This is a genomic window from Brachybacterium sp. (genome assembly GCF_052095815.1).
Classification (GTDB): Bacteria; Actinomycetota; Actinomycetes; order Actinomycetales; family Dermabacteraceae; genus Brachybacterium.
In genome coordinates, this window is sequence record NZ_JBQDLF010000003.1 from 77939 (window position 1) to 92194 (window position 14256).

General features: G+C 70.7%; 13 protein-coding genes. 6 read left to right on the forward strand and 7 right to left on the reverse strand.

Annotated features, from left to right (window positions below; translation table 11 throughout):
- Window positions 1-45: 45 nt before the first annotated feature.
- The 5 genes from hpf to mtrA form a co-directional block, all read right to left on the reverse strand.
- Window positions 46-705: a ribosome hibernation-promoting factor, HPF/YfiA family gene (gene hpf, locus ACTH43_RS02145; RefSeq protein WP_441443278.1), complete on the reverse strand. Its 660-nt coding sequence runs from the start codon at window positions 703-705 to the stop codon at window positions 46-48.
- A 165-nt stretch (window positions 706-870) separates the two neighbouring features.
- The gene (locus tag ACTH43_RS02150; protein WP_441443279.1) at window positions 871-1665 is read right to left on the reverse strand and encodes a ComF family protein; all 795 of its coding nucleotides are present in this window, start codon (window positions 1663-1665) and stop codon (window positions 871-873) included.
- A gap of 100 nt (window positions 1666-1765) precedes the next feature.
- Window positions 1766-3469 (reverse strand): LpqB family beta-propeller domain-containing protein, encoded by a 1704-nt coding sequence (locus tag ACTH43_RS02155; RefSeq protein WP_441443280.1) that lies wholly within the window; start codon window positions 3467-3469, stop codon window positions 1766-1768.
- Complete coding sequence (gene mtrB / locus ACTH43_RS02160; protein WP_441443281.1) at window positions 3466-5136, reverse strand: MtrAB system histidine kinase MtrB; 1671 nt, start codon at window positions 5134-5136, stop codon at window positions 3466-3468. Before mtrB ends, ACTH43_RS02155 begins: the two co-directional genes overlap by 4 nt.
- Window positions 5137-5197: 61 nt before the next feature.
- Window positions 5198-5893: an MtrAB system response regulator MtrA gene (mtrA, locus tag ACTH43_RS02165; RefSeq protein WP_441443282.1), complete on the reverse strand. Its 696-nt coding sequence runs from the start codon at window positions 5891-5893 to the stop codon at window positions 5198-5200.
- Window positions 5894-6083: 190 nt separating this feature from the next.
- On the opposite strand from mtrA, the gene ACTH43_RS02170 reads away from it, so the two are divergent.
- From ACTH43_RS02170 to ACTH43_RS02190, 5 genes are all read left to right on the forward strand, one after another.
- The gene (locus ACTH43_RS02170) at window positions 6084-7232 is read left to right on the forward strand and encodes a glycerophosphoryl diester phosphodiesterase membrane domain-containing protein (protein WP_441443283.1); all 1149 of its coding nucleotides are present in this window, start codon (window positions 6084-6086) and stop codon (window positions 7230-7232) included.
- Complete coding sequence (locus ACTH43_RS02175; protein WP_441443284.1) at window positions 7229-7903, forward strand: DUF4129 domain-containing protein; 675 nt, start codon at window positions 7229-7231, stop codon at window positions 7901-7903. The genes ACTH43_RS02170 and ACTH43_RS02175 overlap by 4 nt, the downstream gene beginning before the upstream one ends.
- 188 nt (window positions 7904-8091) lie before the next feature.
- Window positions 8092-9186, forward strand: coding sequence for a DUF4350 domain-containing protein (locus ACTH43_RS02180; RefSeq protein WP_441443344.1), 1095 nt, complete (start codon window positions 8092-8094; stop codon window positions 9184-9186).
- A complete protein-coding gene (locus tag ACTH43_RS02185; RefSeq protein ID WP_441443285.1) occupies window positions 9183-10211 on the forward strand; it encodes an AAA family ATPase in 1029 nt (342 codons plus the stop codon). The genes ACTH43_RS02180 and ACTH43_RS02185 overlap by 4 nt, the downstream gene beginning before the upstream one ends.
- A 10-nt stretch (window positions 10212-10221) precedes the next feature.
- Window positions 10222-11520, forward strand: a complete 1299-nt coding sequence (locus ACTH43_RS02190; protein WP_441443286.1) for a DUF58 domain-containing protein — start codon at window positions 10222-10224, stop codon at window positions 11518-11520.
- 47 nt (window positions 11521-11567) lie between these two features.
- On the opposite strand, the gene ACTH43_RS02195 is transcribed toward ACTH43_RS02190, so the two are convergent.
- Complete coding sequence (locus ACTH43_RS02195; RefSeq protein ID WP_441443287.1) at window positions 11568-12221, reverse strand: class I SAM-dependent methyltransferase; 654 nt, start codon at window positions 12219-12221, stop codon at window positions 11568-11570.
- A 41-nt stretch (window positions 12222-12262) separates the two neighbouring features.
- On the reverse strand, window positions 12263-13258 hold the full coding sequence (locus tag ACTH43_RS02200; RefSeq protein WP_441443288.1) for a stage II sporulation protein M: 996 nt from the start codon (window positions 13256-13258) through the stop codon (window positions 12263-12265).
- 116 nt (window positions 13259-13374) lie between these two features.
- On the opposite strand from ACTH43_RS02200, the gene ACTH43_RS02205 reads away from it, so the two are divergent.
- Window positions 13375-14223 carry an RDD family protein gene (locus ACTH43_RS02205; RefSeq protein WP_441443289.1) on the forward strand — a complete coding sequence of 283 codons (849 nt, stop codon included), beginning with the start codon at window positions 13375-13377 and terminating at the stop codon, window positions 14221-14223.
- The last annotated feature ends 33 nt before the right edge of the window (window positions 14224-14256 follow it).

Here is a 14256-nt window from a genome sequence, read left to right on the forward strand (position 1 = left end):
GAGGAAGCTGTGCAGCTCCTCCCGCCCGGCCGTCGTGAAGAGAGGTCAGGCTGTCAGCTCTGCGTCGAGCTCGATGACACCGTAGTTCCAGCCCTTGCGGCGGTAGACCACTTTCGGGTGGCCGGTCTCGGCGTCGACGAAGAGGAAGAAGTCATGGCCCACGAGCTCCATCCGATAGAGCGCGTCATCAATGCTCATGGGTGTTGCGGAGTGCTTCTTCTCGCGGATGACCACCGGTGAACCGGCCTCGGCGAGGTCGTGCTCGTCCGTGGCCGTGACCGACTCCGTCTCGTCCTCGCTCGCGGCTGCGTCGTCCAGCAGAGGTGGGGGCATCTCCTGGTCAGCAGGCATGGTGCGGAGGCTCGCTCCGGCGCCCTGATGGGAGCGGTCTCGGCCACGACGGTGGTCCTTACGGCGGTCGCGGGACCGACGGAGGCGTTCGAGGAGCTTGCCGTAGGCGACGTCGAGCGCTCCGTAGAGATCGTCCGCCCGGGCCTCCGAGCGGATCACCGCGCCATTTTCATGGACGGTCAGCTCCACACGATCGCTGAGCTCAGTCTGCCTGGGGTTCTTCTCCTGTGAGATCTCGACGTCCACGCGGAGAGCCGCGGGGGCGAGCTGGGTGACCTTGTCGAGCTTGTCGGCGAGATGGCGACGGAATCGGTCCGGGACGTCCATATGGCGTCCGACGACATTGATCTCCATGAGTGGGTTCTCCTCCTATCCGGGTGCGGCCGCTCTGAGCCCGGCCGCGGTGGCTCTTCGGCTGGGTGTCGCACCTCCTGGTGAAGGGGGTCCCGCCGTCGTGTGGCGGGTATCACCAGCATGCCATGTTTTGCGCAGGGTTTCCTGAATGTTCGTGCCGAAAGTTCATCCTGTTCGCTCGCTGGCCGCGCTCTGCGCAGGGACTCGGGCGGAAGCGACCACCGCCGCCCCCAGCACCCGCATGCCGGCGGAGGTGAGCGCCTGATGCATCCCGCGCAGGGTGGAGCCGGTGGTGACCACGTCGTCGACGATCACCACCGGAGCACCCTGCCGTCCCGCTTCGCGGGCGGCGCGCCCTCGAAGGAGTATCTGACGGGTGCGGCGCTGTCGTGCGCCCTGTCCCTCCTGGGCGGTGGTGGGCCGCGCGCGCAGCAGCAGAGCGTGCCCGGCACCGCTGCGTTCCATGGCACGCACCAGCTCCGCGGTGTGGTCCTCACCTCGACGAAGCCGTGCGCTGCGCTGCGAGGGCACCGGGACCAGGAAGGGCGGGGCGGGGTCAGCTCCCTCGACGAGCCGGGCGACCGCAGGGGCCAGCGCAGGGGCGATTCGTGCGCCGAGGTGGAGCATGCCTCCGTTCTTCCATGCCAGGATCAACCGCTGCAGGTCCCCGCCGTACTCTCCGAGCGCGAGCACAGGCAGCAACGGTGCGTGGTCGACTCCGGCGGGCAGCACGAGATCGCCGAGCTCCACGTCTCGCACCCGTGCAGCGCTCAGCTCCTGCAGCGCGTCACAGCACGACTCCACTCGGCATGGCGCCGTCTCCAGCAGCTTCGTGCATGGCTGGCAGAGCCATGTGCCCTCCTGCCCGCAGGGGCAGTGCCGGGGCGCGACCAGTGCGCAGGTCTGGGCTGCCACCCCGCGCAGCATCCCCCACAGGGTCGGGTGGCCGGTATCCGTCATGCCTCCATTTCACGCCAGCTCGGCCGGGCGATCCATCCCTGGGCCCCGTTGGTGGATGAAACTGCTCTGTGGAGGAACGATGGCCCGCGAGGCGGGCTGCTCAGTAGAACGACGGATCCCGGCCCTCGATGTCGACCGTGGCCCACCCTTCTCCGCTGCTGCGCAGCAGAACGCCCTCCGTGGTGCCGGCCCACACCGTCTCCGCCACCACCGAGCCGGCGATCCGATCGGTGCCGGGAGCGAGCGGGGGCAATGCCTCCCTGCCGCTGGCGAAGTCGACGATCTGCGCCCGCCGCTCCCCCGACGCGGGGTCGGTCCCCAGCACCAGCACCGCGATCTCGTCATACCAGCCGGCCTCGGTGATGTCCTGGAGATAGGTGCGCACGGCAACGGGCTCGGTGAGCGAGGTCGGGCTCCCCTCCCCATCCCGCACCACCGCGCACAGATCCAGCCGGCTGCCCCCGGAATCCGCGGACAGCACCAGCATCCTGGTGGCGTCGGCTGCGATGTCCAGGGCACGAATCTCGCGGGAGGTCAGCCAGGGGGCATCGACCTTCGCATCGAGCTCCGCCCCCTGGCCGGACAGCGCCAGCAGAGCGCCCGCGCTCGACCGGGTGGCGGTCCAGACGAATCCCGCGTCATCGAGGCACGGTGCGACGAATGCGCCACCGGTCGCGGCCTCCCGCACCGGGACGGAACCGTCCGTCGAGGCGAGCAGCACGATGCTCCCCTCCGGGTTGCGGGCTGCTGCGAGCACTCCGTCCTGCGCGATCACCGGGGAGGAGAGCTCAGCATCTTCGAGTGCAGGCACCAGCTGTGCGGCGGGTGCTCCCCCGCCCGGTTCGGCCAGCGAGATGATCCCGGTCGCTCCGGCGGCGATCGGGCGATGTCCGGGCAGCGCGCGCTCGGTCCGCACCTCCTCGTCGAGCACCAGCTCCTCGCCGTCCTGCACCATCCGGACTCCGGACAGGGTGCGCAACGAGCGCAGAGAGGCCTCCAGCTGGGACAGCGCCAGCATCCTCGGGCCGGTGGGAAGGCTGGCGATCGCGGTGGGCACCGCAACCTGCGTGCCGCCGTCGGCGCCGGTGGTGATGACGGCATCGGAGATCCCGGAGGTGCGGGGGATCTCGCTGCTGACAGCCCCTTGGAGGAAGATGGCGGGACCGGCGACGAGCGCTTCGAGCACGCTGGCGGCGCCCCGGCGCAGCGGGAACCAGCGATGATCGGGGACCAGGTGACGCTCCCGCACATCCAGGAAGTAGAGCCGGGCAGGGCCATAGAGCGTCTCGAACGCCGCCTCCGAGAGGAAGATCCCGTCGGGCACCTCGCTGAGCCGCCATTGGTCATCGACCTGCTCGATCGCCACCTGGACTTCCCGGGGCACCGCTCCGGCCAGCACCGTGCGCACCCCGCTGCCGTCCACCAGGGCGACCACCTGGAGGACCAGTGCGAGCCTGCCGTCATCGAGCGTCTCAACCTGCAGCTCCTGGCTGCCGGAGTACACGGTGATCCCGGCGGCCGGGTTCCACAGTTCGCTGGCCGGGTCGGTGAGATATGCGCGAGCCACCGCGAAGTCGTCCTCGGAACCGACCCCGGCCTGCACGAATCCGGCAGCGACCTCCGAGGCGTCGGCGTCGGGCGGGGGCGGCAGCGCCCTCACATAAGGGGCCCCCGGCTGGGACCGTCCGGTCAATGCGCGGCTGTCGATCGGGGAGTCCGTGGGAATACGGGCACAGGCCGCGCCCATTCCCAGCACCGCCGCGGCACCCGCAGCGCGCAGCACATGACGACGTGCCGGTCTCATCGCACACCTCCGCTCTCGTCGGGCTCCGGGAATGAATCGCTCCCTGGATCCTCCAGATCCGGGAGCAGGCCGGGTCCGATCCGGAGCTCCCCGGTCGGGGTCGGGGAGACCGCGGCGTCGGCCCCCCACCGATCCAGCGATCGCTCGAGCCGCAGCGGGGAACGTGTCAACGGGGTTCCCGGGCGCCGCGGGAGAGTGAGCCGGAATACTGCGCCCCTGCCCTCCTGTCCCCAGGCCTGGAGCCAGCCGTCATGCAGTCTCGCGTCCTCGGCGGAGATCGACAGCCCCAGGCCGGTCCCCCCGAGGGTCCGCGCCCGGGAGGGATCGGCACGCCAGAAACGGTCGAACACGTGCGCCGCATCCTCAGGGGAGATGCCATGGCCCTGGTCCTGGACCACCACCGCCACCGCGTCATCGTCCGCGGCGGTCTGGATCAGCACCGGATGCCCCGCGCCATGCTCGATCGCATTGGTCAACAGATTGCGCAGCACCCGGTCGATGCGACGTGCGTCGACCACCGCATGCACGTCCCCGCCCGCCAGCCGCACGTCCAGCAGGCAGCCGCGGGCCCCTGCCAGCGGGCGGAGGTCCTCGAGCGCCCGCTCGACGAGCGCGTCGACGTTCTCGCGGTGCGCCTCGAGCTCAGCGGCGCCCGCATCGAAGCGGGAGATCTCCAGCAGGTCCGTGAGCAGCACCTCGAAGCGCTGGACCTGCGCGGAGAGCAGCTCAGTGGTCCGCTGCAGCTCACCGGGCAGATCGGAGCGTCGAGCATCGAGCACCGAGGAGGCCATGCGGATCGTGGTCAGCGGCGTACGAAGCTCATGGGAGACGTCGGAGACGAACCGCTGCTGGACGTACGAGAGCTCGGTGAGATCGTCGACCTTCTGCTCGAGGCTGCGGGCCATATCGTTGAAGGACTCCCCCACCCGGGCCAGCTCGTCACCACCGGAGACCTCGACGCGGCTGGTCAGATCCCCTGCGGCCATCCGCTCCGCCGCGTATGCGGCGCGTTTCAGAGGAGTGGTCACCATCCGCGCCACGACGATCGCGATGCCGACGATGAGAGCCATCAGCACCCCGCCGCCACCCAGGATCACCCGCTGCACGAAGGCGAGCGTGTCCTGTTCCTCCTGCATGGAGTAGACGAGATAGAGATCGTAGGAGCCGGAGCCGGGGACGATCACCCGGGTCCCCACCAGCAGTGCCGGGGCTGTGTCCCCCCAGCTGTCCTCGCGTCCGATCGAGCGCCAGGAGATCGTCTCCGGCTGCTCCGCGACCGCTGCGGCGAATTCGTCGTCGACCTCGTCGAAGAGGGTCCGATCGGAAGAGGCGACGGGGAAGACCGTGCCTGTCGTCTCCACCGGCACCAGCGCGACCTCGCGGCGGTCACCACCTCCCTGCCCGCCCGAAGTCTGGACGAAGGCGCTCACAGCGTCCTGCTGCTGGGTGCTGGTGGCTCCTGAGACCTGCGTGAGGCTCTCGGTGAGATCACCCCTGACCTCGAGCGTCTCTTCGAGCACCCGGTCCCGGCGCTGCTCGTAGAGCCCGTCGGCGATCACCGAGGAGAGATAGGCGCCGACCACGAGCAACGCCACGACGGACAGCAGGGTGGTCACCAGCACGACCCGGAGGGCGAGCGGCCAGCTGCGCGGATCGACGTCGATCATCGACCGTCTCACCGGAGACGGGCCGCTGCCCTCGAGAGTGCTCACGACCATGCCGGTGCTCTCAGGATCCGCCCCCGGCGCGATATCCGACCCCGCGCACGGTCACCACGATCGCGGGGTTCTCCGGATCGTGCTCGATCTTCGAGCGCAGCCGCTGCACATGGACGTTGACCAGACGGGTGTCCGCGCTGTGGCGGTATCCCCAGACGTCGCGCAGCAGCACGTCACGGGTGAACACCTGCCACGGCTTGCGGGCGAGCTGGGTGAGCAGGTCGAACTCGAGCGGAGTCAGCGAGATCAGCTCGTCACCGCGGCGCACCTCATGACCGTCCACGTCGATGGTGAGATCACCGATCGCAAGCTGCTCGGTGGTGGGGGCCTCGACCCGCCGCACCCGGGCCTTGATCCGGGCGACCAGCTCCTCGGGTTCGAAGGGCTTGGTGAGATAGTCATCGGCCCCCGCCTCGAGGCCCTCGACCACATCTGCGGTGTCGGTGCGGGCGGTGAGCATGATGATCGGCACCCCGGATTCCCGGCGCAGCCGGCGGCACACCTCGATCCCGTCCATTCCGGGCAGCATGAGGTCGAGCAGGACCAGGTCAGGTCGCAGGCGTGGGAAGGTCTCCAGCGCGGAGGCTCCATCTGGTGAGGTCGCAACCTCGTAGCCCTTGCCGCGCAAGACGATGCCGACCATTTCGGCGATCGCTTGATCGTCATCGACCACGAGGATCCGTGAAGGCGTCGTCATGGGGATCATTGTGCCACCGCCGAGGGTCAGGAGCTGGGAGGCGGGGGCCAGGGGTGTCCGGAAGACGCGAGGTCTTCGACGTTCGTCGGATCAGCTGCGGTGCCCGCACTCCGTAGTGTCGGTCCTGGAGATCCGCTCCCACCCCGTCCGGACATGGCAACCGGCCGCACAGCACCCGCCAGCAGCAGCAGGAGGACCGATGAGCACGCAGTGGACCGCCCCGGGAGCACAGGGGTCCGGCGAGCCCTCCCCGCCGTCGTCCGCTGACGGCGGGCCGTTCGGGCCGCAGCCCACCGACGGCGCACCGGGCCAGCACTCCGCGCCGCCCCCGGGCGGGCCCCGTCGCGAGCTGGTCCAGGCGATGCCGCTGTTCCCGCTGCGGCCGCTGGGACTGGGCGAGGTGCTCGGAGCGGCGGTACGGATCTATCGGCTGCGCGCTCGCTCGGTGCTCGGCGTCGCCGCAGCCGTCTACGGCGTCGCCTTCGTGATCATGACCTTCGCGACCGGCGCGAGCATGGTCCCCATGATCGGTGACATGCAGGCCGTGTTCGAGGATCCCGAGACCACCACCACCGGGCTGGGATCGCTGCGCGACGTGGTGCTGATGGTCGTCTCGAGCGTGGTGACCATGATCGTCTCGCTCCTCTCCTCGGCGCTGGTGACCGTGGCGCTGACCCGCGTCGCGCTCGGAGAGGCCGTCGGCGATCACGTCTCGACCGCCGATATGTGGGCCACGATGCGCCGCCGCGGGCTGCCCGCCGTCGCGGTGGTCCTGCTGATCGGCCTGCTCAGCACGGTCGCCTTCGTGGTGCTGCTGGGCCTGGGGATGCTCCCGCTGATCCTGCTCCAGGAGGCGACGGCAGTGACCATCACGCTGCTGGTGATCGGCCTCGTCGCCGCGGTGCTGGCCTCGCTCTGGGTCTGGGCCCGCACGGTGCTCGCCATCCCCGCGCTCGTACTGGAGGAGGCCGGGGTGCTCGGCTCGCTCCGGCGCAGCTTCGCGATGACCCGCGGCCGTCGGCTCTGGCGAGTGCTGGGCACCACGCTCCTGCTGTACCTGCTCTACATGATCGCGGTGCAGGTCATCGTGGGCGTGTTCAGCACCATCGCCATGCTCGCCTACGTCGCCATCCTGCTGATCAGCTCGTTCGAGGCGATGCTGCTGGGCATGACCGTGCTGACGATCCTCTCGATGGTGGGCAGCTATGCGGCGACGTTCCTGCTGGCCCCGTTCCTCTCCGCCGGCTACGTGGCCGTCTATGCGGACAACCGGATGCGTCATGAGGCCTGGGACGTCGAGCTGACGCGCCGCGCCCGTGCGCACTGGGACGGGACAGGGATCCGGTGAACCCCGCCGCTCCCCCGCCCCTGGATCCCGACGAGGCACGCACCCGCGTCCTGGAAGAGCTCTCGAAGCCGGAGTACGACGACTCCCCCGGGTTCGTGGCCTGGGTGCTCAGCGCCCTCGAGAACTGGCTGATGAAGGTTCTCGACGGCATCGACGGCTCCTCGGCCACACAGGCGGGGATCGCCGTGCTGATCGTGGTGGCGCTGGTCGTGCTGGTGGTCCTCGTGCTGCGCCGCACCGGGCTGATCCGCCGCAGCCATGCCCTCTCCGTCGCGGCCGAGCTCGATGCGGAACCGGTGCTCAGCGGCGCCGAGCTGCGCGACGCGGCCAGGGCGGCGATCGGTGCGGGTCGCATCGACGACGGCACCGTGCTCGCGCTGCGCGGGCTGGTGCGCGATCTCGAGGAGCGCACCCTGCTGGATGTGTCCGCCGGGATGACCGCGCACGAAGCTGCCGCCCACGCCGCCGCCCCGTTCCCTGAGCTGCGGGGGCGCCTGCAGCGCGGCGCAGATGCCTTCGACACCGCCGCCTATTCCCACCGCACCGTCGCCGTCAAGCAGGCGGATGATCTGCTGCGCCTGGCCGAGTACATCGCCGAGTCCGTGCCGGATCTGTCCGCCGTCGGCGACGAGGAGCCGGTCCGTGCACCGGTGACGGGAACGAGCACATGAGCCTCGGTCCCGCCCCCGCCCCGTCGGCACCTGCTGGCCCGTCGGCACCCGCCGACCCGTCGGCGCCCTCGGGAGCATCGCAACCGTCGAGAGCAACAGACCGGACAGGAGGCTCAGACCGTGCGGAGGGCCGACAGGCACGGCCCTCCCGCCGGCGCCCCTGGCTGACCGTCCTCATCGTGCTCGCGATGCTCGCCGCGATCCTGGCCTCGATCGCCCGCGGGTATTACCGGGACGGGCCGCTCGAGCCTGATGCTCCCACCGGTCAGGGCTCGAAGGCAGTGGTCCAGGTGCTCGGGAATCTCGGCGTCGACGTGGACGTGGACCGCCACACGGCCGACGCCGCAGAGGCGCTGCGCAACGGCCGCACCGTGCTGGTCACCGCCCCGCGGAGCCTCAGCGCCGACCAGCTGATGACCCTCGCCGAGGCCCATGAGGACGGGGACGGACGCCTGGTGCTGGTCGCCCCCGATCTGGTGACCCTCTCCTTCGTCTCTCCGGAGATCATGCCTTCGGGCGCGGTGCGGACCGAGACCCTGATCGAAGCCGGCCCCGGCTGCGGCGATCTCCAGCATCAGGCCGAAGCGGTCCTGGTCCCCGCGGCCGAGGAGGCGATCCGAGGTGCCGCGTCCCTGTACCGGGTCGCGGGCGACAGCGAGGGCAGCTCCTGCTTCAGCACCGAGCAGGGCTCGCTCGTGGCCGAGCATGAGGGGGTGGTCGTGCTGGGCAGCGCGGATCTGCTCACCAACGACACCCTGGGCCGGGCGGACAACTCCGCCCTGGTGCTGAACCTCCTCGGGGCCGAAGGCGAGCTGAGCTGGTACGTCCCCTCTGCGACCGATCCGATGGGCTCGACCTCGCAGACCCTGCTCGGCTATCTGCCGGACTGGGCGGGCCCGCTCCTGCTGTGGCTGCTGCTGATCGCGACCGTCGCGCTGGTGGCTCTCAGCCGACGCTTCGGACCGGTCGTGGTCGAGCCGCTGCCAGTCACCGTCCGCCCCCAGGAGCTGGTCCTGGGCAGGGCCCGGCTGCTCCAGCAGTCCGGCAGCCGGCAGGCCGCCGCGACAGCGCTGCGATCGGCGACGGCGACCCGGCTCGCGAATCGTCTCGGGCTGCGCCGTGAATCCGCCCTCGACGGTCTGCTGGCGGCGCTCGCACCGCATGTGGACCGCTCCCCCGAGCAGCTGCGCACGCTGCTCGGACCCGCCCCCGTCACCAGCGACCAGGACCTCGTGCGCCTCGCACACGACCTCGACCATCTCGAGAAGGAGATCGACCGATGACTGACCCCACCCCGGGCGCCGTCCCGCCCGCCGCACCCACCACCACCGAGGTGCCCGGCGCCGGTCCTGATGTCGACCAGGACACCCGCGCCCAGCTCCAGCGCCTCTCCACCGAGATCCACAAGGGGGTGGTGGGGCAGGACGCGGCCGTGACCAGCCTGGTCGTGGCGCTGCTGTGCCGCGGGCACGTGCTGCTCGAGGGCGTGCCGGGCGTCGCCAAGACGCTGCTGGTCCGCTCGCTGGCCGCAGCGCTCGATGTGCGGATGCGGCGCGTGCAGTTCACCCCTGACATGATGCCCGGCGACATCACCGGATCGCTCATCTACGACACCGCCACCAGCGATCTCGTCTTCCGCGAGGGCCCCGTCTTCACCAATCTGCTGCTGGCCGACGAGATCAACCGCACCCCGCCCAAGACGCAGTCCGCGCTGCTGGAGGCGATGGAGGAGCGGCAGGTGACCGTCGACGGGGCGAGCCGGCCGCTGCCTGACCCCTTCGTGGTGATCGCCACCCAGAACCCGATCGAGTTCGACGGCACCTACACCCTGCCCGAGGCCCAGCTGGACCGCTTCCTGCTCAAGGCCGTCATGCCGTTGCCGGAGCGGGAGGTCGAGGTGGACGTGCTGCGTCGCCACGCCGATGGCTTCGACACCACGGACCTCGCGGCGATGGGTCTGCGGGCAGTGGTGGACATCCCCTCCCTGCATCGCGCCCAGCGCGATGTCGCCGCGGTGGTGGCCGAGGATCCCGTGGTGCAGTACATCGTGGACGTGTGCCGGGCCACCCGTCGCTCCCCCAGCCTCACCCTCGGGGTCTCACCGCGCGGCGCGATCTCGCTCCTGCGCACCTCCCGGGCCTGGGCCTATCTCTCCGGGCGCGATTTCATCACGCCGGATGACGTCAAGACCATGGCCCTGTCCACGCTCTCCCACCGGGTGCGCCTGACGACCGAGGCCGAGCTCGAGGGCACCCAGGTCGAGGCCGTGCTCGCCGCGACCCTCGCCTCCGTGCCGGTACCCCGCTGAGGAAGGGCTGATGAGGATCTCGCTGACCCCGCGCGCGGCCCTGGTCGCGCTGCTCGCGCTGCCCGTGATCGTGCTCTGGCCCCAGTGGTGGGTGGTGCTGATCCTGGTGGCGCTGTGGGCGCTGGTGATCCTCGCCGATGCGTTCACGGCCCCGGACCCGCGCCGGATCCGGGTACGCCGCGAGGCGCCGACGCAGGTGCGGCTCGGCAACACCGTCCGCGGCCGACTGCTGCTGACGAATCCCACCTCACGCACCGCTCGGCTCGAGGTGCGCGATGCCTGGAACCCCACCGCCGGGCTCGACGCCCAGCGCTGCGCGCTCGACGTCCCCGCACAGGAACGACGGGCCGTCGCGCAGAGCTTCACCCCCACCCGCCGCGGAGAGCACAGCTCGCGCACGCTGCTGGTCGCTTCACGCGGCCCGCTGGGGCTGGCCCGGCGCACCACCGCGGTCGACACCCCGGGGCGGTTGCTGGCCCTGCATCCCTTCGGGTCACGCCGGCATCTGCCGTCGCGGGTCCAGCGGCTGCGCGAGCTCGAGGGGCTGGCGGCGATCCATCAGCGTGGGCAGGGGACCGAGTTCGACTCCCTGCGCGACTTCGTGGACGGGGACGATGTGCGCTCGATCGACTGGCGCGCCACCGCCCGTCGGCGCAGCGTGGTGGTGCTCACCTGGCGACCCGAACGGGATCGTCATGTGCTGATCGTGGTGGACACCTCGCGCACCTCGGCCGGCCGGCTCGGTGAGTCGACCCGGCTGGATGCGGCCTTCGACGCCGCGCTGCTGCTGACCGCGCTCGCGGGGCAGGCCGGTGACCGGGTGGATCTGATCTGCGTGGACCGCATCCCCCACCTGTCGGTGCTCGGCTCGACCCGCACCAAGGTCCTCCACGACATGGTCACCGCGACCGCTGCGGTGGATCCGGCGCTCGTGGAGACCGACTGGGAGCTCGCCGCGAGCACCATCGCAGAGCGCGCCCGTCGGGGCTCCCTGGTGGTGCTGCTGACCCCGGTCGAGCCCTCTGTGGTCCACACCGGGCTGCTGCCGGTGGCGGCCCGTCTGGCCAGGGACCATCCACTCGTGGTCGCCTCGGTCTCCGATCCGGCGCTCGAGGAGCTCGCCGCGGGCCGCGGCGATCTGGAGTCCGTGTATCTCGCGGCGGCGGCAGAGCAGGCCCGCGCCGAGCGATCGGGCGTCTCTCACGCCCTCGAGCGGGTCGGCGCGCATGTGGTCGATGCCCCGCCGGATCGGGCCCCCCAGGCTCTCGCGGATGCCTATCTCGCCCTGAAGGCCGCTGGAAAGCTCTGAGCCGTGCGCCGTCCCCCTCCGGGCATCACCGGAGGGGGCGCCGCGGCTCAGGGCCGACGGGCGAGGACGCGGTAGGTGTGCCAGTGCTTCGGGCCGCTGAACGAGCGTCCATCGCGTTCCTCCTCGACCAGCTCGAGCACCTCGAGCCCGTCCAGCAGGGCCTCGACCTCCGGCCGGGTCAGGAAGGTGCCGTCCGTCCCTGCCCAGTCGTCACGTTCTCCGAAGAGGTCCACGGCCAGGATCCCCCGCGCTCGCAGCCCGGCCCTCATGACGTCCCACAGCGTGTCGAAGGACCCGCGCGGCAGGAAGGGCAGGGAGGCGCAGGCCAGGATCAGATCGGCCCCGGGCAGTTCACGGAGCTGCGAGAGGTCGAGGATCTCGGCGTGCACCGGCAGCTCGGCGGCGAGCTCCTCGAGGGCGCCGCTCACGCTCGGGTCCACGTCATAGGCGTGGACCGTGAATCCGTTCTCGGCGAGGAATCGTGCTTCGATGCCGCGACCGCATCCGAGCTCGACAGCGACCGGTCGATCTCTCCCGGCGGTGGGATCGTTCCCCGAGGTGGGCTCATTCCCGCCGGGGAGCTCCTCCGCCGCGTCGCTATGGGCGAGGGCGACGGCCCGCTGAGCGAGCGGGCGCACCGCTCGCTCGGCCTGGGCCGCGTTGTACTCGGAGAAGTCACGGTCGGAGTGGCTGCGTTGCACGGCACTGAGCGTAGCGGATCCCCGCAGCCGGATGTCTCCGTTCAGCCGGCGGTCGCGAGGTGGTCGCCGACCAGCTCCGCGGAGAGATCCCCGGTGATGCCGGCGCGATGCACCTGGCGGCCACGGCCCAGCATGAACACCATGAAGGCCAGCCAGGCCGCCGCGCCGATGCCGATCCGCACCGCGGGCGGCAGGGTGCTCGGGGTCACGAAGGCTTCGATGAATCCTGAGACCAGCAGCACGGGCACCAGCCCGATCGCGACGGTCACCAAGGCGCGCGCGGATCGTGAGAGCGCCCAGAGCCGCGGCACCGGGCCCGGCCGTACCCAGGCCCAGAAGGTGCGCAGTCCGGCACCGGCGCCGACCAGCACCGAGGTGATCTCGAGCAGTCCGTGCGGAAGGATATAGATGAAGAAGGTGTCCAGCCCCCCGTAGGCACCCATCACCCCTGCGGACAGGCCGACGTTCAGCCCGTTCTGCACCAGCATGATCACCGGCCAGAATCCGGTGACGCCGAAGACCACCGCCTGGACCGTGATCCAGGCATTGTTCGTCCACACCTGGGCGGCGAATCCCGAGGCCTCGCCCTGGAAGTAGTAGCTGACGAATTCATGCTGTGCGAGGGAGCGCTGCGCCGCCTCGGGCACCACCAGCCCTCTCGCCGTGGCGTCGAATCCGAAGTAGAAGCCCGTCACCAGGGCCGAGACCAGGAAGAGCCCGGCCGCCAGGGCCACCGTCCACCGCGCCTCGTAGAGCGCCGCGGGCAGGTCCTCCCAGAAGAAGGTGCGGGCGTGCTTCCACAGCGGGATGCGGGCGCCGGTGATCCGCAGTCTCGCGCGGTGCACCAGCAGGGAGAGACGGGAGATCAATGCCGGGTCGGGGTTGGTGGAGCGGACGGTCGACAGGTGGGTGGAGGTCTCCTGATAGAGGGAGAGCAGCTCGTCGATTCCGGCCGCGTCGAGGTGCCGGCTCCGGGAGAGCTCCTGGAGCCGGTCCCACTGCTGTCGGTGCACGGCGATGAAGGCGTCGGTGTCCACGCTCTCAGGGTAGGGTCCCGCGGGGCTCGGGACCGCCGACGAAAGTCGGAGGCCAGGGCGTCGTAAGCCGACGGTCGGCGCTGACCTCCACGCCGCTGCGGTGTCAGGATGGGGCCATGGCAACCATGGGAACCACAGCGACGGTCTCCCCCGTCGATCGCGATGCCCTGATCACCGGAGACGCTGTGCTGCTGGACCTGCGCACGGCATCCTTCGCGACCCGCATGCTCTCCGCCGTGATCGACGGGGTGCTCCAGCTCGCGATCCTGGTCGGAGGCACCATCGCGATGGCCTGGCTCGCAGCCCGTGCCGAGCTCGATGACGGCATGGTCGTCGCCGCGGTGCTGGTGATGTCGGTGCTCGCGTACGTCGGCTACCCGGTGCTGTGCGAGCTGCTGCTGCGGGGCCGTTCGGTGGGCCGCCTGGCCATGGGGACCAGGGTGGTGCGTGATGACGGCGGGCCCGTCCACGTGCGCCAATCGCTGATCCGCGCGGTGATGGCGATGCTCGAGATCTGGTCGACCTCCGGGGCGATCGCACTGACCTGCTCGGTCATCGACCGCCGGTCACGGCGGGTGGGCGATCTGCTGGCCGGCACCATGGTGATCCAGGAGCGGATGCGTGACCGCACTCCCCAGCGCGTCGAGGTGCCCGCCTCGCTGCAGGACTGGGTGCAGGGGGCGGACGTCGGGCGCCTGCCGGTCACGCTGATGCAGGATGTCCGCTCGTTCCTGCCCAGGGCGTCCACCATCAACCCGGAGTCCCGCCGTCAGCTCTCCCGGGATCTGCTGCGGCGGACTCTGCCGCACGTCGCCCCGGCGCCACCGCCGGGCACCGACCCGGAGTCATTCCTCACCGCGGTGCTCGCCGAACGGTCCCGCCGTGACGAGCAGCGCCTGCGACGCAACCAGGAGTGGCAGCGCGAGCTGTCCGCCGAGGTCCGCGCCGTGCCGTTCAGCGCCTGAACGACACCGATCCGGAACCGGGCCGCGGACCGT

Excerpts from the sequence above, each read along its gene's own strand:
- hpf (WP_441443278.1), bottom strand. The coding sequence starts at position 705 with ATGGAGATCAATGTCGTCGGACGCCATATGGACGTCCCGGACCGATTC.
- ACTH43_RS02150 (WP_441443279.1), bottom strand. The coding sequence starts at position 1,665 with ATGACGGATACCGGCCACCCGACCCTGTGGGGGATGCTGCGCGGGGTG.
- ACTH43_RS02155 (WP_441443280.1), bottom strand. The coding sequence starts at position 3,469 with ATGAGACCGGCACGTCGTCATGTGCTGCGCGCTGCGGGTGCCGCGGCG.
- mtrB (WP_441443281.1), bottom strand. The coding sequence starts at position 5,136 with ATGATCGACGTCGATCCGCGCAGCTGGCCGCTCGCCCTCCGGGTCGTG.
- mtrA (WP_441443282.1), bottom strand. The coding sequence starts at position 5,893 with ATGATCCCCATGACGACGCCTTCACGGATCCTCGTGGTCGATGACGAT.
- ACTH43_RS02170 (WP_441443283.1), top strand. The coding sequence starts at position 6,084 with ATGAGCACGCAGTGGACCGCCCCGGGAGCACAGGGGTCCGGCGAGCCC.
- ACTH43_RS02180 (WP_441443344.1), top strand. The coding sequence starts at position 8,092 with ATGCTCGCCGCGATCCTGGCCTCGATCGCCCGCGGGTATTACCGGGAC.
- ACTH43_RS02185 (WP_441443285.1), top strand. The coding sequence starts at position 9,183 with ATGACTGACCCCACCCCGGGCGCCGTCCCGCCCGCCGCACCCACCACC.
- ACTH43_RS02190 (WP_441443286.1), top strand. The coding sequence starts at position 10,222 with ATGAGGATCTCGCTGACCCCGCGCGCGGCCCTGGTCGCGCTGCTCGCG.
- ACTH43_RS02205 (WP_441443289.1), top strand. The coding sequence starts at position 13,375 with ATGGCAACCATGGGAACCACAGCGACGGTCTCCCCCGTCGATCGCGAT.